The sequence below is a fragment of the Streptomyces sp. NPDC001443 genome (genome assembly GCF_053597355.1).
In genome coordinates this window covers 1-21,398 of sequence record NZ_JBSFIA010000010.1, presented here as the reverse complement: position 1 = coordinate 21,398, position 21,398 = coordinate 1, and the positions used below count along the sequence as shown (strand labels likewise).

Below are 21,398 nucleotides of genomic sequence, written 5' to 3'. Positions count from 1 at the left end.
TGGATGTCCGTCAAGTGAGCGGGGGGCCCGGTTCGGGGTTCGGCACCGGCTCGGGACCCGGGGGGATCGGGGAGGGCGAGGGTTCCGGCGGGCCCGGCGCCGGCTCGGGGTCCGGTGGCCCGGGCGGGGTCGGGGCCGGGGGCGGAGCGGGGACCGGGGACGGAGGCCGCAGGGGGTCAGGGAACGGCTCGGGCGGCTGCGCGGGGTCCGGGAACGGCGGCTCCGGCCCGGGGCCGGGCTCCGGGGACGGATCCGGACGCTGCGGGTCCGGACCCGGCGTCGGCGCGGGCGGGACCGGATCGGGGTGCGGTGCTGGCTGCTGCATGGCGTCCTCCGGCGAGTCGGTGGACCTCGGCTCTGGACCACTCCCCGCGTACCCGGTGCCCGCGCCGCCACTCACCCGAGGCCGCGGTCACCCGCCGAGGTCACCCGCCCCGCGCGGCCTCGGCGCCGGCCGCCAGGCCCGGCCGCGGGCTGGCGAGCACCGGCACCGAGGTGGTGGCGAGCTCCCGGGCCGGGGCCATGGAGGCCTGGGCCAGGACGATCGCGTCGGCGTCGGTGACGGCGTCGGCCGCCTTCGCGACCAGCCGTACGTACCCCTCGCCGTCGCCCGCCTCGAAGCACGCCCAGGCGCCGTCGACCAGCACGGTGCGGACCGTGACGGGCCGGGCGGCGCCGCGGGCCTCCTCCTCGATCAGGGCCGCCGTCGGGCCGAGGGTGCTCTCCAGGGCCGCGAGGACGACGACCCGCGACCCGGCCGCCACCGCGGCCGCCGCCATCGGACGGTCGACGCGCAGGACCGGGACGCCGGCCTCGGCGCCGTACGCCTCCGCGACGGCGCCGATGGTCGAGCAGGTGCACAGCACCGCCCGCGCGCCACCGGCCACGGCACGGTCGACGGCGGCGCGTACGTCCGCCGCCACGTCGTCCGGGCCCATGGCGCGGGCCCGCTCCAGCAGTCCCTCGTCGACGAAGTGCCGTAGTTCCAGGCCCGGACGGGTCTCGTCGCGCAGGGCGTCGAAGACCGGGACGTGGACGGGCGAGGTGTGCAGGAGCGCGAGCACGGGCGGTTCAGAACCTTCCGGGGTGCGCGATCAGCCAGTCCTTCGCCGCGCGCAGCAGCGCCGGGTCGGCCGCCGGGGCCTCCTCGGGGTGGCGTTCGGCCCACTTGACGACGTACGGGCACAGCGGGGCCACCGGGACGCCCTCGCGGGCGGCGATGACGTACAGCTCGCGCGCCAGCGAGCCCGCGACGCCCTTGCCCTCGTGGGCCGGTTCGACGATCGTGTGCACGGGCACCAGGGCCCGCGCGGGGGCCTCCAGCACGAAGTACTCGATGCGGCCGGCCACTTCGCCGTCGGCGGCCAGCGCCTCCAGGCGCCCGGCCGTCCGGTCGTCACGGATCTCGATGTCACTCATGGATTCCCCCTCGAAGTACGGCTCGAAGTACGGTCGGATTCTCCGGCGTTCCCGCGGTCAGGCACCGACCGCCTGCGGGCTGCGCTCCTGGTCCGAACCCGGCACCGGCTGCGACGGGTCGGCGCCCAGCGCCACGATCCGGTTCTCGGCGTCCACGTGCACGACCCGCGGGCGCAGGGCACGGGCCTCGGCGTCGGTGACCTGAGCGTAACTGATGAGGATCACCAGGTCGCCGGGGTGCACCAGATGGGCCGCGGCCCCGTTGATCCCGATCACCCCGGACCCGCGCTCCCCCTCGATGACGTACGTCTCCAGGCGGGCGCCGTTGGTGATGTCGACGATGTGGACCAGCTCACCGGGCAGCAGATCGGCCGCGTCCAGAAGATCGGCATCGATGGTCACGGATCCCACGTAGTGCAGGTCGGCCTGGGTGACGGTGGCACGGTGGATCTTGGACTTGAACATGGTACGAAGCACGGAGAAACTCCCGAATTGTCTGCTCCCTGCCTGCTTTTGCAGGTCAAGGGCGGCCCACACTGTACATCGACACGCCTTGGGCCCGAAGGGGTGGACTCACTTGCTGTCGCCGTGGTGAGCAAGGGCCACGATCGAGAAGAGGAGGCGCGGACCGGCTCTCTCGATAGCGTGGCCGTCTGCCGCATGGAGTGCCCATGCGCCCGGCTGGTCCGACGGCCTCCGACGGCCTCCGACAGAAAGTGACAAGGCTGCGATGAGTGAACTGACGAAGCCCGAGGTAGACGTTCCGGAGGGTGACGCTCCTGCCGAGCTGACCATCCGGGACCTGGTCGTCGGTGACGGGGCCGAGGTCAAGCCGGGCATGGTGGTCAGGGTCCACTACGTCGGGGTGACTTTCGAGTCCGGGAAGGAGTTCGACGCCTCCTGGGACCGGGGCCAGCCGTTCAAGTTCGCCTTGGGCGGCGGCAAGGTCATCAAGGGCTGGGACCGGGGGGTGAGGGGGATGAAGGTCGGCGGTCGGCGCGAGATCATCGTTCCTCCGCGTCTCGGATACGGCAATCAGTCGCCCTCGCCGTTGATCCCGCCGGGCTCGACCCTGGTCTTCGTGGTGGACCTGCTGGACTCGTACTCCGGCACGACCGGGTGGAGCAAGGCCTAGTGCCCGTGGCCGCCGTGCTCCTCGCTGCCGCTCCTGCTTCCGCCTCCGCGGCGTCCGAACGGCTCCGCTGCGGCTCAGGTGCAACCGCTGCACCACCAGGAGACGAAGAACCTGCTGGATGTGCCATCTCGTGACATTGGTTCCTCGCGGTCAGGCATGGCGGGCGTAGGAAGTGAGGCGATCGGCGAACGCGGTGACCAGTTCACGCAATTCATCGGGACGCTCGATGACGAACGGCCGGTCGAGTGAGGCGAGTACCGGAGGCAGCCAGTCGAGCCGCTCCGCCCGCAGCTCGACGCGCAGCCAGCGCTCGGTCGCCCGGTCCTGGCCTGCCACGGGCGTGTGCTCCTCCAGGCTCGCGACGCCGGCGGGAAGGCGGGCGCGGATCTGCTCGACCGTCCCGTGGATCCGCAAGGTCACCTCGTGCCGGTACTCGGCCGTGGCGAACGCCGACAACACGCGCTGTGCCGGACCGGGACCCACGGGTGCTTCGAACGAGCCGGGCAGGGTCCGCGCGTCCGCGATGCGATCGAGCCGGAAGGTTCGGTCCTCGCCGATCTGGGCGTGCTTGCCCGTGACGTACCACCGGCCCCCGTGGGCGACGATCCCGTACGCGTGCAGCGTGCGTTCGCTGCGCCGTCCGTCGCGGTCGGTGTAGCGGATCGAGACCGGTCGGCGGTGGCGCACCGCATCGGCGATGGTGAGCAGGACCCCGGCGTCCGGGGTGTCGAACTCGCCGGGCTGATCCGTGAAGGCGAGAGCCTCCAGAAGCGTCTCGAGCCGACGGGCGAGGTGCTTGGGCAGTACCCGTCGGATCTTCGCCGATGCCGTCTCGCTCGCCGTGCGCTGCGTCGTCGTCAGCCCTGCCCGGCGGCCGGCGACCAGGCCGAGCAGTACGGCCAGCGCCTCGTCGTCGCTGAGCATGAGCGGGGGCAAGCGGTACCCGGGGGCCAGCCGGTACCCGCCGTAGCGGCCGCGCACCGACTCCACGGGCACATCCAGGTCGATCAGCTGGTCCACATACCGCCGCACGGTGCGCCCCTCGACGCCGAGACGGTCGGCGAGCTCGGCCACAGTCCGGGTGCCGCCCGACTGCAGCAGCTCCAGAAGTGTCAGCACGCGGCCGGTGGGTCGGGACATGTCCGCAGCCTAACGCGAATACAGGACCGATTCTGTCCACTATTTCTCCTAGCCTGCGACATGCACACCTTCAGCACGGCCAAGGAGATTCCCATGGACTTCGTCTCGATCCGCATCATCACCAGCGACGTGGCACGCCTCGTCGAGTTCTACGAGCGAGCCACAGGAGCGCGGGCGACGTGGGCCACCGAAGACTTCGCCGAACTCAAGACCGCGGGCGCCACCCTCGCGATCGCCGGCACCCGCACCGTCCCGCTGTTCGCCCCGGGCTCTGCCCGCCCGGCAGACAACCACAGCGTGATCACCGAGTTCCTGGTCGACGACGTGGACCACGTTCACCGGAACCTGACCGGCTTCGTCACCGACTTCGTCACCGAGCCCACCACGATGCCCTGGGGCAACCGGTCGCTGCTGTTCCGCGACCCCGACGGCAACCTCGTCAACTTCTTCACCCCCGTCACCCCGGCGGCCATCGAGAAGTTCACACGCTGACGCCACGCACAGCCGCCCACACGGGAGACCTTGCGATCCCGAAGCTCCCGACGAACGCGGCCACCGAGTCCAGGAGCGCCACCGGCAGAGGACACCAATACGCACCACTGCCCCCCGAAGGGCTGTGCGGGTCGCGCCAGGCCCGTCGCGGTGTCGCTGACGTGGAGCTGGAGAGTCGCCGGGTGTCTCCGGACTCACACCGTGGCGGTGGTGTGGTGCGGTCGGTTGTGTATCAGCAGGGCCGAGGCGAGGGCCGCGCACAGGAATACGGCGGCGATGACGGTCATGCCGACGTGGACTCCGGAGGTGAAGGCGTCGCCGACCGCGGCGGTCACGCTCGGCGGGGCCGCTCGGTGGCCGCTGCCGCCGGTGGAGACGGCGTGCTCGACGGCGGGCCAGGCCGCGCGGGGGACGTGGTGCGCGTCGAGCCTGCTCGGCAGCCGGGACTGGAGCCGGCCGGCGAGAAGTGCGCCGAGGAGGGAGGTGCCGGTGACGGATCCGATCTGCCGGAAGGCGTTCACGGCTCCGGAAGCCATGCCGGCGCGTTCGTGGGAGACGCTGACCAGGGCGGCGGCGGTGCTCGGCGCGGCGACCATCCCGCTCGCGGCTCCGAAGAGCGCGAACAGCCACCACACCCGGGCGTAGGGGGTGGCCGGATCCAGCGTGGTGAGTCCGGCCGTGGCGGCGGCTCCGACGAGGAAGCCGAGGGTCAGCGGGAGCTTGAAGCCGGTGCGGCGGATGACGCGTCCGGTCGCGTAGCTGACGATGACGTAGCTGCCGAAGAAGGGCAGCAGCCGCCATCCCACGTCCAGCGCGGACAGGTGCTGGACGCGCTCGTAGAAGAGCACCGACAGGATGGCCAGTCCGGTGAAGCCGAACAGGGAGACGGCCGCGACGAACATGACCGCGCTGAAGGACGTCGACCGGAACAGGGTGATGTCCAGCATGGGGGTGCGTGCGGCACGTTCGACGAGGACGAACCCGGTCAGGGCCGCGGCCGCGACGACCCAGGCGGTGAGGATGCGGGGGCTGGTGTAGCCGTCGTGTCCGCCTTCGATGAGGGCGTAGACGAGGGCGGCGACGCCCAGGACGGCCAGGACCTGTCCTGGGACGTCGAGCTTGCCCCTGGGGCCACGTGATTCCGCGACGAGGACGGCGGCGGCCATGGTGACCACGGCGAGGACGGCGGTCGACAGGAAGACCGTGTTCCAGTGGAAGTGGTCCAGCAGGGTTCCCGCGATCAGCGGGCCGACGGCGAGCCCGATGCCGGACGAGGCCACCCAGACGGTGATGGCCTCGGTGCGCCGGTGGGGGTCGGGGAAGGCGGCCCCCAGGATGGCCAGACTGTTGGGCAGGACGAGGGCGCCGCCGAGGCCGGAGACGAGCTGGCCGGCGATGACGCCTCCCACCGAGTCCGCCGTGTAGACGACGAGCGAACCGATGATCAGGACCGCGGCGCCGGTGACGAAGGCGCGCTTGCGGCCGTAGAGGTTGCCGATGGTGCCCGCGGACAGCACCAGGCTGGCCACGAGCAGGGTGTACGCGGAGGGGATCCAGACCAGGCCGGTCGGCGAGACGTGCAGGTCGTCCTGGATGGCCGACAGCGCCGAGACCGAAGCGGTGATCAGCAGAAAGGTCGTCATGGCGCCCAGGCACATCGCGACGAGCGTGACGGCGGCGGCGGGCCGGGAGGACCGGTCCGGGGCGGGCCGGACACCGGTTCCCGGGCCGGCCGGCCCGAGCCGGCCCGGGGCGGGGACAGGAGTGGTGGTCACGGTGTCCTCGTCTCAGCCGAACTGCGGGTACAGGGCGGCGACGCCACCGGAGAGGCCTGCCTGTACCTGGCGGCTGCTGTCGTCGACGACGATCTCGGCAGCCCCGGAGGCGATGCCGTCGACGGCCGCGCGGGCGACGTCCGCCGGGTCGGTCTTGGGTCCGTCGACATGGCGGGCCATGTCGGTGTCCATGTAGCCGACGTGGAGTCCGGAGACGCTGATGCCACGGGGCGCGAGCTGCTGGCGCACCGCGTTGGTCAGGCTCCACTCCGCGGACTTGGCGGCGGCGTAGGCGCCGACTGCCGGAAAACTGATCCACGACAGCGCGGACAGGACGTTGAGAACGGCGCCTCCGCCCCGGGACTCGATCACGGGGGTGAAGGCCCGGATCACGCCGAGGGTGCCCAGGTAGTGGGTCTCCATCTCCAGGCGGACGGCGTCCCAGCTGCCGGTGAGCAGATCCGCGCCCGTGGAACTGCCCGCGTTGTTGACGAGCACCGTGATGTCACCGGCCTCCTCGACGGCCGCGGCGACGGACGCGGGGTCGGTGATGTCGAGGCGTACCGCCTTCACGCCGGGCAGATCGATCAGGTCCGGCCGACGGGCCCCCGCGTACACCGTGGCGCCACGCGCGAGAAATTCCTGGGCCAGTGCTCGGCCGAGTCCGCGGTTGGCCCCGGTGACCAGGACGGTTGCGGTGCTGATGTCCATCATTCCTCCTGTGGGATGCGCTCATCCAGGCTGACTTACGAATCAAGAAGTCAGCTTCGACGGTATAGGCTGACTTCAGATGAGGCAAGTCAGGCGGAGGGCGGAGAGATGAAGGACCTGCTGGAGGAACGGGACGCCTGGTCCATGGACAACTGCTCCATCGCCAGGACCCTGGAGATCGTCGGCAACAGGACATCGCTGCTGATCATGCGCGAGGCGTTCTTCGGCACGCGCCGGTTCGACGACTTCGCCAAGCGCGTGGGCATCGGCGAACCCGCCGCCGCGACGCGCCTGAAGGAGCTGACCGCCGCCGGCCTCCTGGAGCGCGTCCCGTACCAGGAGCCCGGCCAGCGGACCCGGTACGCCTATCAACTGACCGAGAAGGGCCGGGACTTCCGCGCCGTCATCGTGGCGCTGCGCCAGTGGGGCGACGCCTGGGCCGCGGACGAACAAGGGCCTCCCGTGGTCGTACGCCACGAGAACTGCGGCGCCGAGGTGCACGCGGTGCTCCGCTGCGACGCAGGTCACGACGTGCCGGTCGGTGACTCCTTCGTCGACGCCGGCCCGGGCCTCGTCCGCGTCGGCCCGGACAGCCGCTGAACCGCCCGGGGAGGCACAGGGGCACGCCCTGGCGGGCCGGCGCCGACGGCCGGCTCGTGGCGGGTACCGGGGGCCATGACCGCGACGAGATCACCCGCACCCCACGGTCAAGCCTCAGCCGGAACAGCTTCAGCCGACAAGACCCACAGGCTCCGACAAGACCGCGCGAGCGCTGTCGAAATCGGCCAGGCGGGCAGCAACGGTAGCGACGGCGAGGCCTCGGTGAGCGTGACCCGCCAGCCTTCCCGCATGCCTGTTCCCCGCTTCTCGTGTCTCGCAAAGGGCGACCGTTCCCCGTGGTCAGACCCTTGACGCGCAAACTCCGCCCAGTCGGTGTCATCGCGATCGACGCCGTCCGGTACGGCGCCATCACGTCCGACGTCCGGACGGAGGCACAAGCCGCGTCCGAAATCGATCCGCGTCAACTGGCGCGTGCACTAACGTGGTCACCCGCTGCGCACCTTCCCGGAGGGTACGTCGGCGGTGTTCCAGGTGCCGGTCCTCGGCGATGAGCGACGAGTGGTCTCCACCGCGTGCAACACGCGGTGTGACTGCGGATGCCCGGTAGGGCGATCCCTGCCATTCCCAGCTCACGCTCAGGAGTGGAAACCGATGAACCCCGTTGAGTACAAGCTTGCACGTCGTGACCGGATTCGTCAGATTCTGGTCGACGTCACGGTGGGAGTCATCACCAATCTGCTGGTGACGGCCCTTACCGTGGTAGCGCGCCTGGTCTTCTGACCGGCAGGTGGCGGGCCCGGGAGCCCGCCACTCCACCTACCGGTCCACCGTTTCAGAAGATACGCAGCTCTCCGGGCGGGGTGTCCTTCTTCTGACGCTTCCTGCGGCGGCGCCCTCGGAGGGGACGGGGCAGATGCGGCTGCCGTGCCTGCTCCGGCAGGTTCTCCCATGTGGGTCGCAGACCATGTATCTCGACGTCGCCGACGAGCTCCTTCAGGTAGTTCCGGGTCTCCTCATCCGTGGAGTAGAGCACGGTCGCCCGGCTCGCTCGGGTCATCAGCACGTGGTAGGCATGCCGGACGAGTCGGGCGAACTCGTCGTCGTCCACGCTCTTCGGCTTCACCTTGGGATCGAACGATCCGGGAACGGCGACCCGTTTGACGCCCGCTTCCTTGTCCGCCCGGTCCTTGCCCCGGCGGAACACCCAACGATCGCCCCGGCGCACCATGTCCTCGCCCATGATCACGCCGCACCAGTCCCACTCCAGCCCCTGCGCGGTGTACACACAGCCGATCTGGCCGAGGCCGTTCTCGTGCACGGACCAGATCTTGGAAGGCGGGACGGTCTTGTTCTCGCAGAAGGAGTCGCTATCCGCGTTCCACGGCCGGCACCAGTCACCGATCCGGACGTCGGGCTCAAGTCGCTTCTCCTTGCCCATGGGCTTCGTCCAGGGCCAGCAGTATCCGGCGACCATACGCGCGGATGCTCCCGCCCCGGCCTCGGAACGGATGATCCGCTCGAGTTCCTCCGGGCGGTCCACGACCTCGACGTGCATCAGTCCGTCCGGGGTCCACGGCTCCGGCTCCGCGTCGGACACTCCCAGCACTCCACGCACCCAGCGGATGTAGGCGTCGCTGCCGCCGCACCGGAACTGTTCCCGCAGACGGTAACGGGCCAGGTGTGCGTCGTAGCGCCGTGCCGCGTCCTCCACGAGAGCAACGGTGCCGACCTCCTGCGGGCGCACGGACTGCCCCTCGTCGAGGAAGAACACCGTCAACCGGGAGGCGTCGAGGAGTTCGTCCACCTGAGGCTTGGTGCCCCAGTTCTCGGGCTTCCAGAAGCGGTTGGTGGAGCGGTCACGCAGACGGTGGGCCTCGTCGCAGATCAGCACGTCCAAAGGCGGGTCGGGCGGGGTGACGAAGTTGCTGAAGTAGGTGAACGACTCCTTGAACTCCCGGTCGCCGAAACCGACGTGTTCCTGCAGAGCTCCGTTGAAGGCCCTGCTGCCGCTCGCGTACTTGACCGTGCGGCCCTCCGCCTCCAGTTCGGCCTTGAGCTGGAGGCCGATGGCGCTCTTGCCCGTGCCGGCACCTCCCGTGACGAGGAACACCACCCGCCGCTCGTCGGGGAGGAGCGCGGGCTGCTGTGGGTCGGGAAGCACCTTGGAGGCCGTGTCGAGGATCTGGTCCGCGACCTTCTTCTGACGGCCGCGCAGGGTGAAGACCGTGTCCTCGCCGCTGGAGCGGATCATGGCGTCGAGCAGCGGAGTGTTGCGCAGGCCCATGCTCCGTAACAGGATCTCGGCCGCCGAGTCGGCACCGTCGGCAGCAAAGGCGCTCCGCAGGTCCGACAGCAGTTGTGCACGACGGTCGTTCGTGTAGACGCGGGCGTAGGAACCGGTCGGCGCATCCACGCCGATCAGCGGGAGCACTGAGGCGTCGGTGGCATTGTGCAGGTAGGCGAAGCCGCCGCACTCGAAGTCCAGGCCGTGCAGCGGCCCTCTGTCGCTCGTGAACGCCTCGTAGTATTCGCGCAGTTGCAGCGCGGGATGCTTCTTCTCCCCCATGCCGGGGACATGCACCAGCTCCGCGGTGGCTCGCTCCACCCTGGTCACCGTCGACCACCGCTTCAGCTCGACGAGTTGGACGGACAACCCGTTCTGCTCGGGATGATGGCCCACGAGGACGACGTCGATGAGCCGCGGGTCCCCGGCACGGTCGGTCTCGTCGAGCGTGGCCGCGCACTCGACGACCATCTCGACGTTCCCGCGGTCGGCGGCGACCAGATCCTCGGCAAGGTGTACCAGGCTCTCCGCCCAGGCGGAGCGTTCGGTCAACGAAGCGTCGGTGCTGAGGAAGTGCTTCCATCGGGCGGCGAGATGGGGCACCATACGGCGCCTCGAGTTCAGGTTCAGCAGATCCCGCGCTGCCAGTTTCAGCAGGAGCATGGGCACTAGGTGGATCCCCCAGGGCACGAGTGACTCGTGCGGATGGGGGCATGTCCACGTGGGGAAGCCCGTCGGGCCGCAATGACGCCTTGGATCCTAAGGAAGCGACCGCCCCTTCCGGCACATGCGACACGTCCGTCGGCTGGAAGCACGGCCATCATGGCCGGATATCACGCGCTCATCGCGGCAGAAGGGGCTCCTCGGTCGTGGCAGGCCGTGGCTCCGGTCTGCCGGACACCAGTTCCCGGAGCTTCTCCCGGGTCTCTGCATCGGTCGAGTACACGATCGTGCCGACCATGCCCCGGGTCAGCAGCACCTTGTAGGTGTTGCGGATCAGGCGGTCCACGTCGGCGTCCGGGGTGGCTTTCTTGAACACCGGGTCCTTGGACGCCGTTCGGTCCGTGATCCAACGGCCGCCGCGCCACACCAGGTCCGGGCCGATGATGACGCCCGACCAGTCGTACTCGAAGCCCTGCGCGGTGTAGACACAGCCGACCTGGCCGAAGCCGGCCGGGTCGGTGGCCCACAGCGCGGCCGGGGGCGCGCCGGACACCGAACGTTCGCCGCGCAGGTTCCAGGGGCGGATCCAGTCACCGATGACGACGTCAGGCGGGAGCGGATCACCGGGCTTGGGTTCCCGGGACCAGCGCCAGCAGTAGCCGGCGGACATGCGGGCGCCGAAACCCCGGGTACGACGCTGCTCGAGGAGCTCTTCCATCTCCTGAGGACTGTCGGCGACCAGCAATTGCATGCGGTCGTCAGGTTCCCAGACGACCGGTCCGCCGGGCTCCAGGCCGAGGAGCCGGACGACCCAGCGCAGGTAGGCGTCGCTGCCGCCGCAGCGGAACTGGCTGTCCAACGGAACGACGTGGCACGGGATGTCCCGTTTCGCGGCTGCCGCCTTGATGTCGGCCACGGTGCCCATCTCTCCCGGGCGCACGACCTGGTGCTCGTCGAGGAAGAAGACAGGGACGTGGGCGACATCGATGAGCTCGTCGATCTGGGCTCTGCCCGTTCGGTGTTCGGCACGGGTGTAGCGGTTCGCCGAGGTCTCCCGGATGCGGTGGGCCTCGTCGCAGATCAGGGCTTGCAGGCTGTTCTTCTCGACGGTCATGAAGCTGTTGAAGTACTTGAACAGCTCCTGGACCTCCCGCTTGCGGAATCCCGCGACCTTCCTCATCGTCGTGGTGAACGACTGCGAGCCCGTGGCGTGCAGCGCCGTGATCCCACGTCGGTACAGCTCACCGAGCAGTTGGAGAGCAATCACGCTCTTGCCGGTGCCGGGACCGCCGGTGACGATGACGATCTCCTTGCGGTCGGCGTGTTTCGCCTTCTCCACCGCGTTGAGCACCATGCGGTACGCGACCTGCTGCTCGTCGAGGAGAACGAACTGCTGCCGCTCCCGCACCTCGTCCGCCGCCACGGACATCAACTGCTTCGACGGCACCGTGGCACCCGCGAGGAGTTCATCCGCCGCCGAAGCTCCGGGGTGCCTGTCACTCAGCCTCGAACGGAGATGATCCAGGAAGGCTCCACGGCGCTGGCCGGTGAAGAGCAGTCCATGACCGGCACCCTCGATCTCCCGCAGGCCGGACACGCCGAACTCCGTGGCGTTGTGCAGGAAGGCCACTCCGTCGACCCGGTGTCCGTGCTCGGCCAGCGCCCCGTTGAAGTCGATCAGGTAGTCGCAGTAGCGGCGGACCTGTTCGATGGGGTTGAGGACCGGGTGGGCGTAGGGGTCCACGTGGCACAGCGTGGGGTCGTCCTCGTGCGGCAGTGCCTCGCTCCACTGCTTCAGCTCCACCACGACGTACGACGGTTCTCCCGTGGCCGGGTGCACGCCGGCGAGGACGGCGTCGGCGCGCTTGCTGTTCAACGGGAGCGCGTACTCCAGCATGACCTCCACATCGCCCAGACCCGCGTCGTTCAGCGCGGCGGCCAGGACGGGAAGGCTGCGCTCCCACGAGAGCGCTTCCGAGGGGCCGGGCCGGTAGCCGTGCATGTGGACGAACTGGTCGGTGAGGTGCAGGTACAGCGAACGGTCGAGCGCCATGGCGGCGACGGTTCTCGCGGACGCACGGAACAGCAAGGATTCCCCAGGGCAGCACGAAGTGACTCGTGCGGGTGGGGGCATGTCCTTCGAGACTCCACCGGGGCGGAGCGGAAGCCCGTCGGGCCGCGTCGACTATGGGGTCGAGGGTACCTGGCGGCTACGACGGGCCGCCGAACGGTCGGCCACCGGTGAACCCGACCGCATCGCCCGACAACTCACGACGGGCGAGGCGGTGAAGTCACGGCAGCGTCCACCACCGAACCGTGACCAGGTAGAAGACCAGCGCCCAGACGGCCATCACCACGGCGACCGTGCACAGGCCCCGGAGGTTGGTTCTCCTCGGTGGTTCGGTCGGGGGTGGGCGCAGCCAGCGGCCGAGGAGCGGGTTCACGTAGTAGGGCATGGTCAGGAAGCTCATGATGAAGCTCGAGAGGAGGTTGCCTATGAGGAGGTTGATCCAGAGGGGCAGGTGTGCCGGGGACAGGGCCAGGGAGAGAAGGACCACGGTCGGGTACAGGCCTACCCAGACGGCGAGGGAGGTCCTGGTCTCGGAGGGGGGCGGTGGTGCCTCCTTGCCGTTGCCCTCGAAGGCGAACCAGCTGCCGAAGGAGTTGTCGATCGTGTGCAGCTTGTAGTCGCTGAACTTCTCCCCCTCGGCCAGGATCCGTTGTCGCTGGGGCGAGGTCAGCCAGGCGTCGAGGTGCTCGGCGTTGTCGTAGCGGTACAGCGTGGTCCATTCCTCCTGGAGTCCCTCGATGGGGCGGAACAGCTCGGTCCCGCGGAATCCGTCGAACCCGCTCTCCTCCTCGACCATGCGGCGCTGCCAGTCGAGGAAGCTGTCGATCTGGTTCGGCGGGACGCGATGGGTGACCACCACGGTGACCAGCGGATCCAGTGACTGGGAGCCGCTGCTGACCACCTGTTGGGTGGCCGGGCCGTCGAAGTACTCGGCACCGGCGTCGAGATACGTCTGTCTGGTCCCGCTGTTGATCCACGCCTGGAGATGCGCCACCGAGTCGAAGCGGTACACCACGACCCAGTCGGGTTGCAGCGGTGTCGGCGCGGAGATCTCGGCGCCGAGGAAGCCGGGGTAGTAGGCGGCCGCCGCGTTGAGGTCCTCCTGCCACGCCCGGAACGGCCCGTCCATCCCGGGCAGGACCTTCTGTCCGATGATCGCCGTGGCCGCGGCGGCCACGTTCTTCTCGGAGTCCATGGTGGCTCAGCCCGCCGGCACCGACTGTTCCGCGGGGAGCCGGCCGTAGATGCGTTCCGGGGTCAGCGGCAGCGCGCGGAAGCGGACGCCGGTGGCGTCGTGCAGCGCGTTGGCGAGGGCGGGGGCGACCGGGTTGATGCAGCACTCGGCCATGCCCTTCGCCCGCATGGGCCCCACCGAGTCCGCCGAGCCCACCAGGAGGACCTCGGTACGGGGGATGTCGGCGTAGGTGGGGATGCGGTAGTTGCGCAGGTTCGGGTTGACCATGACGCCGTTGCCGTCGACGTAATGGTTCTCGGTCAGGGCGAAGCCGATGCCCTGGGCGACACCGCCCTCGATCTGGCCGCGTACCTGTGCCGGGTTGATGATCACCCCGGCGTCGGCCGCCTGCACGCTGTGCAGGATCCGGATCTCGCCCGTCACGCGGTGCACGGCGACCCGGAACCCGTGCGTGTTGGAGGTGACGCTCCGGGGCGAGCCGTACGCCTTGCGCGCGGCCCGGAAGCGGATGCCGCGCCCGCGGGCCAGCGCGACGAGTTCGGCCAGCGACACCCGCCGGTCCCCGCAGGTGACACCGTCGTCGTCCATCGAGCACAGCACGACATGGACGCCCGTGCGGGCCGCGGCGAACTCCAGGATGCGGTCGCGCACGGCGTTCGCCGCCCGCAGGACCGCGTTGCCCGCCACGAAGAGGCCGGCGCTCGCGAAGGCACCGGTGTCGAATCCCGTACGGTCGGTGTCGGACTGCACCAGCCGGATCCGGGACGGTGTCGTGCCCAGCTGGTTGGCCGCGATCTGGACGTGGGCCGTGGAGGTGCCCTCCCCGAACTCGACGGTCCCGACGGCGAGTTCGTAGATCAGATCGTCGCCGAGCGTGACCCAGGCCTCGGAGAGGTGGTCGGTCGGGGGCGCGGTCTCGTGCAGGGAACTCGCCACGCCCGTGCCGACGAGCCAGTCGGGGCCGGAGGGCGGCCGGTCGGCCGTGCGGGCCAGGGCGTCGCCCACCAGGTCGATGCACCTGGCAAGTCCGTCCTCGGTGAAGGTCACGTCGTCGGGGCCGTCGTGCAGGGCGATCAGGGAGTCGCCGGGCCGCACGATGTTGCGCCGCCGCAGTTCGAGCGGGTCCATGTGCAGGGCTCGGGCCAGTTCGTCCATCGCCGACTCCACGGCGAAGGCCGGCTGCGTCATCCCGTAACCGCGCAGGGCCCCGCTCGGCACGGTGTTGGTGTAGACGGAGTAGGCGTCGTACTTCTTGTTGGGGCAGCGGTAGATCATGACCGCGGCACCGCCCGCGTACAGCGTCTCGCCGCCGTGGTTGCCGTAGGCGCCGGTGTTGGAGACGTTGCGGACCTGGAAGGCGGTGAGCGTTCCGTCGGACTTCGCGCCGAGTTTGACCGTCAGGGTCATGGGATGCCGCGGTGAGGCGGTGGTGAACTCCTCCTCGCGGGTGAGCTCCAGGCAGGCGGGCCGTCCGGTGTCCAGGGCGGCGAGCGCGACCAGGTCCTCCGTGATCACCTCCTGCTTGCCGCCGAATCCGCCGCCGACGCGCTTGCAGAACACCCGTACCTGGTCCGGACGCAGCGCGAACAGGTACTCCAGTTTGACCTTCGCGATCGATGGTGACTGCGAACTGGTGCGGACGTTCAGCCGGCCGTCCTCCATCCAGGCGATCGACCCGTGGGTCTCCAGATGCGCGTGCTGCACGCGCGGTGAGAAGTAGGCGCCTTCGTGGATCACGTCGGCCGCGGCGAACCCGGCGTCGACGTCGCCGATGTGCGAGTGGAGCTCGACCAGGATGTTGTGGACGGGGTCGCGGACGAACGGGTCGTGGGAGCCGTGCAGTTGGGGTGCGCCGTCGGCCATCGCCGCCTCCGGGTCGAAGACCGCGGGCAGCACCTCGTACGCGACGTCGAGACGCCGGCAGCCCTCCTCGGCCGCCCCGACCGTGTCGGCCAGGACCGCGGCGACGCGCTGGCCGACGAAGCGGACCGTGTCGTCGAGGACGTAGGTGTCGTCCGGGTCGACCAGGTGGTCGGTGTGGATCGCCGTGGTGAAGCGTCTGCGGGGTACGTCCTGCCAGGTGTAGACCCGGTGCACGCCGGGCACCGCGAGGGCGGCGCGCTTGTCGACGGAGCGGATCCGGGCGTGCGCGTGGGGCGAGTGCAGCACCTTCAGGTGCAGCAGGCCGTCGATGCGGGTGTCCATGGTGAACTCGGCATGGCCGGTCACCACGTCGTGTCCCGCGGGCGCGCCGACGCTCGTGCCGACGGCCTTGCCGGGTGCCGCCGTCTCCACGGCGCCGACGCCCTTCACGGCGTCCTCGATCGCCCGGTAGCCGGTGCAGCGGCAGAGGTTGCCCTTCAACGCCCTCGGCAGGTCGGCCTTCTGTTCCTCGGTGAAGGTCGCCGAGGTCATGATCATTCCCGCGGTGCAGAAACCGCACTGGAATCCCGGGGCGTTCTCGAACTGGCGCTGCATGGGGTGCGGGGCTCCGGGCCGTCCGAGGCCCTCGATCGTGGTCACCGCGCGTCCGTCCGCGCGGAACGCGGGGGTGATGCAGCTGTGCACCGGAGTGCCGTCCAGCCACACCGTGCAGGCACCGCAATCCCCCGCGTCGCACCCCTTCTTGACGCCGAAGTGGCCCAGTTCGCGCAGGAAGGTGCGCAGACACTGGCCGGGAGCCGGCTCCCGGTCGAATTCCCTGCCGTTCACGAGGTAGTTCATGCCAGGTCACCGGCCGTGAGTTCGCGGCGGATCTCCTCGGCGAAGTACCGTGTCAGATGCCGGCGGTGGTCGGGGGTTCCGTTGGGGTCGTCGAACCAGACGTCGGCCGGCACGGCGTCGATGCTCTGCCGCAGGGTCCGGGCGTCGGGCGGGGAGTCGAAGGCGATGCGGACCGGTCGCGTCGTACCCGCGGTGATGGTGAGCAACAGATCGCTCCCGCCCGGCCGTCGGGTGCCGACGAGGAACACGGTCGAGCGACCGAGCCGGGTCAGCGTGAAGCGGCGGTGCGCGACGCGTCCGCGCAGCGCGTAGTCCGGTACGGTGACGCGCCGCAGGATCTCCCCGGGCGCGAGGATGTTGCGGTGGTCGCCCGTGACGAAGTCGAGGGCGTCGACGAAGCGCACGGAGCCGTCGGCCGCCCACAGTTCGTACCGCGCCTCCAGCGCGACCGTCAGCGTGATCATCGGGCCCGCGGGCAGGGACATGCAGATGTTGCCGCCGACGGTCGCCGCGTTCCAGACCTTGAACGAGGACAGGAACGCCTCACAGCTCCTGCGGAAGAGGACTCCGGCGGTCCAGCGCACCGGCCACGGGAAGGCGTACAGGTCGCGAACGGTGCAGGTGGCGCCGATCTCCAGGCCCCGGTCCGTCGGGACGAGGGGCTCCCAGCCCAGCGCCGTCAGGTCGATCAGCCGTCGCAGGTCCGGTTGCTCCACGGAGTAGAGCCACGTCCCGCCTGCGAGCCAGGCGTCGCCCTCGTGCCAGTCCGCGCCCGGCCGCTCGGACGGTCGGCGGACTACTTCGGTGATGGTGTTGAGGTCCATGAGAACCGACCTACGGGGCAGCGGACACGCGGGAAGTCAGCGGTCCCCGGGGGGTGTTGGAGTGGATTCCCGGCTGATGGAACACTTGTCACAGTTTATCGCAGTATGGGGACGAGAGCCCGGCAGAGGACGGTCGCCGGTTCGCCGCGACGACGCCGGGCGCGTCGCCCCGTGGCCGTGAACTCGCCCGCCGCTCTCGACCGTTCGCGGCTCACGCGGACCGCCGGGCCGCCGTGGCCGCGGCGAGCACCTCGCCGGCCAGCGGCTCGTCGAGCGCCGCGTGGACCAGGCCGTCGGCCAGCCGGGTGAGGTCGCGGTCGGGGGCGAGGCCGCCGAGTTTCCCGGGCGAGGCCGGCAGTCCGAGCCGCCGGGCCCCGTCCAGGGCCTTGCGGTCGATGTACGGGGCGAACTCCGGCCACACCCCCTGTACGTCGCGCAGGAAGATGTCGGCACCGGCGGGCCCGATCCCGGGCAGGTCGAGCAGGGCCTGCTTCGGATCGGGTTCCTCGCGCAGCCGGCGCAGGTCACCGTGCCAGCGGTCGAGCACCAGCGCGGCACCGTTGCCGAGCATGGTGGCGGTGCGCTCGTCGTAGCGGCGGTAGCCTCCCCGGCCGAGCGCGTCCACGCGGTCCTGCCACGTGGCCTCCAGCATCGCCCTCGGCGTACGCAGCCGCGCGTCGAACAGCGCTCGGGCGGCGGCGACGGCGGTGCCGGCCCGGATGGGGGCGCTGAGGAGCGTCGCCAGCACCAGGGTCTGATAGAGGGGGGCCGGTGTGTTGCGCAGCCGGATGCCCGCCTGCTCCGCGTAGGTCCGCTCCTGGCGGTCGAGCAGTGCGCGTACCACCGCCTCGTCGGTGGTACGCGGGGCCCGTCCGCCGGACTTCCGGTCGTTCTTGGTGGTCATCGCCCTGTCACCCGCCGTGATCGGCTGCCGCCGGGCCGACGGGACTCCGGGGCCGGCCGCCGTCCCCGTACAGCGCCCTCGAGTACCCGTGGGGGTCCGCTTCATGCGGCTCCCGGCGAGAGCGACGCCGCCGTACGAGTGCTGCTGCTGTGGGGCCGTCGCCCCGCCGACGCCTCCCGCCGGCACAGCTCCGCCGGTCCCGAGACCCTGCGCAGGGTACGGACGCTGCTGGGCGGCTATTGAGTCGTGCCGGGCCCGCACCGGCAGCCGTGCGGCCGGGTCGCCCGCCCGCCGGACGCGGCGCTCACCCGGTCGTGTGCGGTACGTGGATGTCGAGGACGCAGATGTCGTCGCGGTGATGCGGCCGCAGCCCGGCCAGGGCGGCCGCGAGCGGTGCGCCGGGGTCGGCCCGCAGCAGGCCGAGGGCGGTCTCGGCGAGCCGTTCCATGCCCTTGTCGATGTCCTCGCCCCGATCCTCCACCAGGCCGTCCGTGTAGAACAGCAGACGGTCACCGGGCAGCAGGTCGAGGTCGGCCTGGTGGTAGTGGAAGTCGCGGGCGGCGCCGAGCAGCAGCCCCACCGGCTGGGGGAGGAAGACGGCTTCGCCGCCGCGGATCAGCAGCGGCGGCGGGTGTCCGGCACTCGCCCAGGTCAGGCGGTGCCGCTGGGGGTGGTAGCGGGCGATGACCATCGTGGCGGTCGTCGCGTACGAGCCCTCCGCGGTGCGCAGCAGCAGCGTGTTGAGACGCTTGAGGACCTCCGGCAGGGCCGATCCCGTGATGGCCATGCCCTTGCCGGTGAACCTGAGCTGGGCCATCGCGCCGACCGCGGCGAGTCCGTGACCGGCGACGTCACCGACGACGAACAGGGCGCCCCCGTCGGCGAGTTCGAGGGCGCTGTACCAGTCGCCGCCGACGTTCACGCCCGTGTCGGCGGGGACGTAGGAGACATGGACGCGCAGTCCCGCCAGTTCCATCCGCTGTTCGGGGATCGGCAGCAGGGCCTCCCTGAGACGGGTGGCCAGTACCCGCTCGGCCTGGAGCACACCGCGCTGTACCAGCAGCGCGCGTTCGCTCTTGACCAGCGCGTTCTCGGCGTCACGCAGCGCGGTGAGGTCCTGGACGAAGCCGTGCACCTCGACGGGGACCCCGTCGGCGTCGGTCCGGGTCTCCGCGACGATCCGTATGTGCCGTACGCCGTGCGCGCCGGTGATCCGGCACGGCAGGTCGATGGCGGCTCCCCCCTCGAGCAGCCGCCGGACCGCGGTGCCCAGACTCGGCACGTCGCCCGGCACGACGCGCTCGGGGAGTTCCTCCAGGGTCATGGGGCCCAGGTCGGGATCGCGGCCGAAGATGATGTAGACCTGCTCCGACCAGACGACGGTGTTCGTGGTCAGGTCCCACTTCACCCAGCCGAGGTTGCCCAGCCGTTGCAGATCGGCCAGGCGGCGGGTCTCCTCCAGGCTGCTGTCGTGGCGGATCCAGGACACGGCCAGCCGACTGCCGAGCCGGGACGCCCGTACCGAATAGGTGGAACGGCGCGGTACCCCGGAGGCCACCTCCTCGTAGTCGAAGGGTCCGCTCTCGTAGACCGTGCCGGTGGTGAGGGCGGCGAGGTATCCGTCCCACAGCGCGGTGCCCGCCACCGTGGGATACATCTCCAGGATGCTGTGCCCGACCAGTTCCCTGCCGCGGCGTCCGGCGATGTCCACGGACTCCGGTGCCGCCGCCTCGATCCGGTAGTCCTCCACCGCCCCCGTCTCCGTGTGCACGGGCCGGAGCAGCACCGCGGGCCCCGGCAGGATGTCGAAGACCCGCTGGACGGTGGTTGCGCTCCCCCGGTCCGGGTCCGGCCGGTCCCGGTGGGATCCGCCGTCCAGGGCTGCGGCGCACAGCCGTACGGCCTTGAGGAGCCGGGACCGTGTCGCGGTGTCGAACGGGGTGGTGAGCCCGCGGAAGAGGCCGACGACGGTCGTCGTCGGCTGTTCACCGGGCAGCGGGATCCACGCACGGGAGGGCCACCGCCGGGACGGATCCTCGATGAGCCGGTAGCGGACCGCGTCCTGCTCGGGCTCCTCCAGCCACAGGGGCGTGCCTTCGGCGACGGCGTCCACCGGGGCCACACCCGGCAGGGGCGGGATGCTGCCCCACTGCTCGGCCAGGGCGTCGCCGATGCCCGCGTGCCCGGTCAGCTCCAGGTTCCCGGCGCTCGACCGGACGTAGATCATGACGGCGTCGACGCTCTCGGAGGCGTGCAGCGACGTCCACAGCAGTCCGGCCACCTCGTGGGGTGTGCGGGCACCGGTCAGGCTCTCGGCCAGGTCGGCCAGGAACGTGGGCCGGTCCGATCCGCCCTGTGCAGTGGTCAGGTACTGCTCCGCACCGAACGGGGAGACGTCCGCCGCCCGGGCCGCGTCGCCACCGGCACGGTCATCCCGGCGCGGCTCGGCGGCGAAGTCCCGGCTGCTCTGTCCCAGGATGATCCAGCACTCCTCCACGAGGGTGCGACGGCGGTGTCCGGCTCTGGCGAGCAACAGTTCGTAGGCCGCGTCCGCCGTCAGGTGCGCCTGTTGCATGACGATGCCCTTGGCGCGTTCGACGACCGCCGTCATCGAGACCAGGTCCTCCAGATCCGCGATCTCGGCACGGAGCCTGGCCACGGTCTTCGCCAGCGGCAGCAGGTCGGGAGTCGCACCGTCGTCGGCAGCCGCGAAGTCGCTCTCCACGTCCCCGAGCATGCCACGCCCGGACCGTGTTGTTCCGCCGCTCACGGAATTCGCCGACCGTCGCGGATCCCGTGCGCCCGCCGGTACGGCGTTCGCCCCGGCCCCCGGATCCCGGCGCCGCGGTGAGGCCCGGACGGCCCGGAGCAGCACCCGGGCGCCGGCCGCCGGATCCGGGCTCAGATACGTGGTTGCGCGTCGACGACGGCGGCGGGTTCCATGGCGCGGGCGACCAGTGCGTAGGCGGTCTCGGTGAGGCGGAGGTGCCGTTCGCGCACGTAGCCGTCGAGGAGCCGGGCGGCCTCGCGGACGGTGGTGCCCGCGTACTGCGCGATCATGCCTTTGGCGATCTCCAGGGTGGCCTTGGCGGCGATGACGCTCTGCACGCGGGTGATGACGTCGTCGGCCCGGGCCGGTTCCATCGACCAGTGCATCAGGCCGAGGGCCGCGGAGTCGGCGAGGGACTGGGCGAGGTGGACGTCGTCCGCCGCCAGGTCGCCCGCGCTCCGGCGGAGCAGGGTGAGGCCGCCCAGGGAGCGCTCGTGCAGTCGTACCAAAACCGCCTGGAGCGAGTCGTATCCCGCGCCGGTCATGGCGGTGACCAGTCCGGGCCGGCGTGCGGACTCGGCCGCGATGCCGGGCACGCTCACCGGCACGCCGGTCCGGTAGCAGTCCATGCAGGGCCCCGGCCGCTCTGCACCTGGAGCAGCTCGGCGAAGGCGGCGTCCTCGTCGGTGGTCGCCATGGTCTTCAGCCGGCCGCGGGCGTCGGCCATCAT

General features: G+C 70.7%; 18 protein-coding genes. 4 read left to right on the top strand and 14 right to left on the bottom strand.

Going from position 1 to position 21,398, the window contains the following annotated elements; translation table 11 throughout:
- Positions 1-425: 425 nt before the first annotated feature.
- Genes ACWC24_RS13540 through panD form a run of 3 tightly spaced genes read right to left on the bottom strand, consistent with a single transcriptional unit; the run spans position 426 to position 1,896 of the window.
- Complete coding sequence (locus ACWC24_RS13540) at positions 426-1,064, bottom strand: aspartate/glutamate racemase family protein (RefSeq protein ID WP_450662965.1); 639 nt, start codon at positions 1,062-1,064, stop codon at positions 426-428.
- A gap of 7 nt (positions 1,065-1,071) precedes the next feature.
- On the bottom strand, positions 1,072-1,419 hold the full coding sequence (locus ACWC24_RS13535) for a GNAT family N-acetyltransferase (protein WP_450662964.1): 348 nt from the start codon (positions 1,417-1,419) through the stop codon (positions 1,072-1,074).
- A gap of 57 nt (positions 1,420-1,476) precedes the next feature.
- A complete protein-coding gene (gene panD / locus ACWC24_RS13530; protein ID WP_450662963.1) occupies positions 1,477-1,896 on the bottom strand; it encodes an aspartate 1-decarboxylase in 420 nt (139 codons plus the stop codon).
- A gap of 253 nt (positions 1,897-2,149) precedes the next feature.
- On the opposite strand from panD, the gene ACWC24_RS13525 reads away from it, so the two are divergent.
- The gene (locus ACWC24_RS13525; RefSeq protein WP_450662962.1) at positions 2,150-2,554 is read left to right on the top strand and encodes an FKBP-type peptidyl-prolyl cis-trans isomerase; all 405 of its coding nucleotides are present in this window, start codon (positions 2,150-2,152) and stop codon (positions 2,552-2,554) included.
- Positions 2,555-2,704: 150 nt separating this feature from the next.
- Here ACWC24_RS13525 and ACWC24_RS13520 read toward each other — a convergent pair whose 3' ends face one another.
- Positions 2,705-3,694, bottom strand: coding sequence for a helix-turn-helix transcriptional regulator (locus ACWC24_RS13520; protein WP_450662961.1), 990 nt, complete (start codon positions 3,692-3,694; stop codon positions 2,705-2,707).
- A gap of 93 nt (positions 3,695-3,787) precedes the next feature.
- Between ACWC24_RS13520 and ACWC24_RS13515 the strand changes: the two genes are divergently transcribed.
- Positions 3,788-4,186, top strand: coding sequence for a VOC family protein (locus ACWC24_RS13515; protein ID WP_450663106.1), 399 nt, complete (start codon positions 3,788-3,790; stop codon positions 4,184-4,186).
- Between the two features lie 194 nt (positions 4,187-4,380).
- Here the strand turns inward: ACWC24_RS13515 and ACWC24_RS13510 are convergent, their stop codons facing one another.
- Together ACWC24_RS13510 and ACWC24_RS13505 are read right to left on the bottom strand one after the other, a co-directional pair.
- Complete coding sequence (locus ACWC24_RS13510; RefSeq protein ID WP_450662960.1) at positions 4,381-5,961, bottom strand: MFS transporter; 1,581 nt, start codon at positions 5,959-5,961, stop codon at positions 4,381-4,383.
- A gap of 12 nt (positions 5,962-5,973) precedes the next feature.
- Complete coding sequence (locus ACWC24_RS13505) at positions 5,974-6,672, bottom strand: SDR family oxidoreductase (protein WP_450662959.1); 699 nt, start codon at positions 6,670-6,672, stop codon at positions 5,974-5,976.
- Between the two features lie 108 nt (positions 6,673-6,780).
- Here ACWC24_RS13505 and ACWC24_RS13500 point away from each other — a divergent pair, with 108 nt between their 5' ends.
- On the top strand, positions 6,781-7,272 hold the full coding sequence (locus ACWC24_RS13500; protein ID WP_450662958.1) for a winged helix-turn-helix transcriptional regulator: 492 nt from the start codon (positions 6,781-6,783) through the stop codon (positions 7,270-7,272).
- A gap of 612 nt (positions 7,273-7,884) precedes the next feature.
- On the top strand, positions 7,885-8,013 hold the full coding sequence (locus ACWC24_RS13495; RefSeq protein WP_220141422.1) for a DUF6408 family protein: 129 nt from the start codon (positions 7,885-7,887) through the stop codon (positions 8,011-8,013).
- A 52-nt stretch (positions 8,014-8,065) separates the two neighbouring features.
- Here ACWC24_RS13495 and ACWC24_RS13490 read toward each other — a convergent pair whose 3' ends face one another.
- The 8 genes from ACWC24_RS13490 to ACWC24_RS13455 form a co-directional block, all read right to left on the bottom strand.
- The gene (locus ACWC24_RS13490) at positions 8,066-10,180 is read right to left on the bottom strand and encodes a DUF2075 domain-containing protein (protein WP_450662957.1); all 2,115 of its coding nucleotides are present in this window, start codon (positions 10,178-10,180) and stop codon (positions 8,066-8,068) included.
- 178 nt (positions 10,181-10,358) lie between these two features.
- The gene (locus ACWC24_RS13485; protein WP_450662956.1) at positions 10,359-12,269 is read right to left on the bottom strand and encodes a DNA/RNA helicase domain-containing protein; all 1,911 of its coding nucleotides are present in this window, start codon (positions 12,267-12,269) and stop codon (positions 10,359-10,361) included.
- 202 nt (positions 12,270-12,471) lie between these two features.
- Positions 12,472-13,446 (bottom strand): antibiotic biosynthesis monooxygenase, encoded by a 975-nt coding sequence (locus ACWC24_RS13480; RefSeq protein WP_450662955.1) that lies wholly within the window; start codon positions 13,444-13,446, stop codon positions 12,472-12,474.
- A 6-nt stretch (positions 13,447-13,452) separates the two neighbouring features.
- Entirely contained in the window at positions 13,453-16,170 is a 2,718-nt protein-coding gene (locus ACWC24_RS13475; protein WP_450662954.1) for a molybdopterin-dependent oxidoreductase, read from the bottom strand.
- On the bottom strand, positions 16,167-16,994 hold the full coding sequence (locus ACWC24_RS13470) for an FAD binding domain-containing protein (RefSeq protein ID WP_450662953.1): 828 nt from the start codon (positions 16,992-16,994) through the stop codon (positions 16,167-16,169). Before ACWC24_RS13470 ends, ACWC24_RS13475 begins: the two co-directional genes overlap by 4 nt.
- Before the next feature lie 211 nt (positions 16,995-17,205).
- A complete protein-coding gene (locus ACWC24_RS13465; RefSeq protein WP_450662952.1) occupies positions 17,206-17,898 on the bottom strand; it encodes an endonuclease in 693 nt (230 codons plus the stop codon).
- Between the two features lie 304 nt (positions 17,899-18,202).
- Positions 18,203-20,623 (bottom strand): SpoIIE family protein phosphatase, encoded by a 2,421-nt coding sequence (locus tag ACWC24_RS13460; protein WP_450662951.1) that lies wholly within the window; start codon positions 20,621-20,623, stop codon positions 18,203-18,205.
- 176 nt (positions 20,624-20,799) lie between these two features.
- Positions 20,800-21,297 carry a hypothetical protein gene (locus tag ACWC24_RS13455; RefSeq protein ID WP_450662950.1) on the bottom strand — a complete coding sequence of 166 codons (498 nt, stop codon included), beginning with the start codon at positions 21,295-21,297 and terminating at the stop codon, positions 20,800-20,802.
- Positions 21,298-21,398 lie beyond the last annotated feature (101 nt).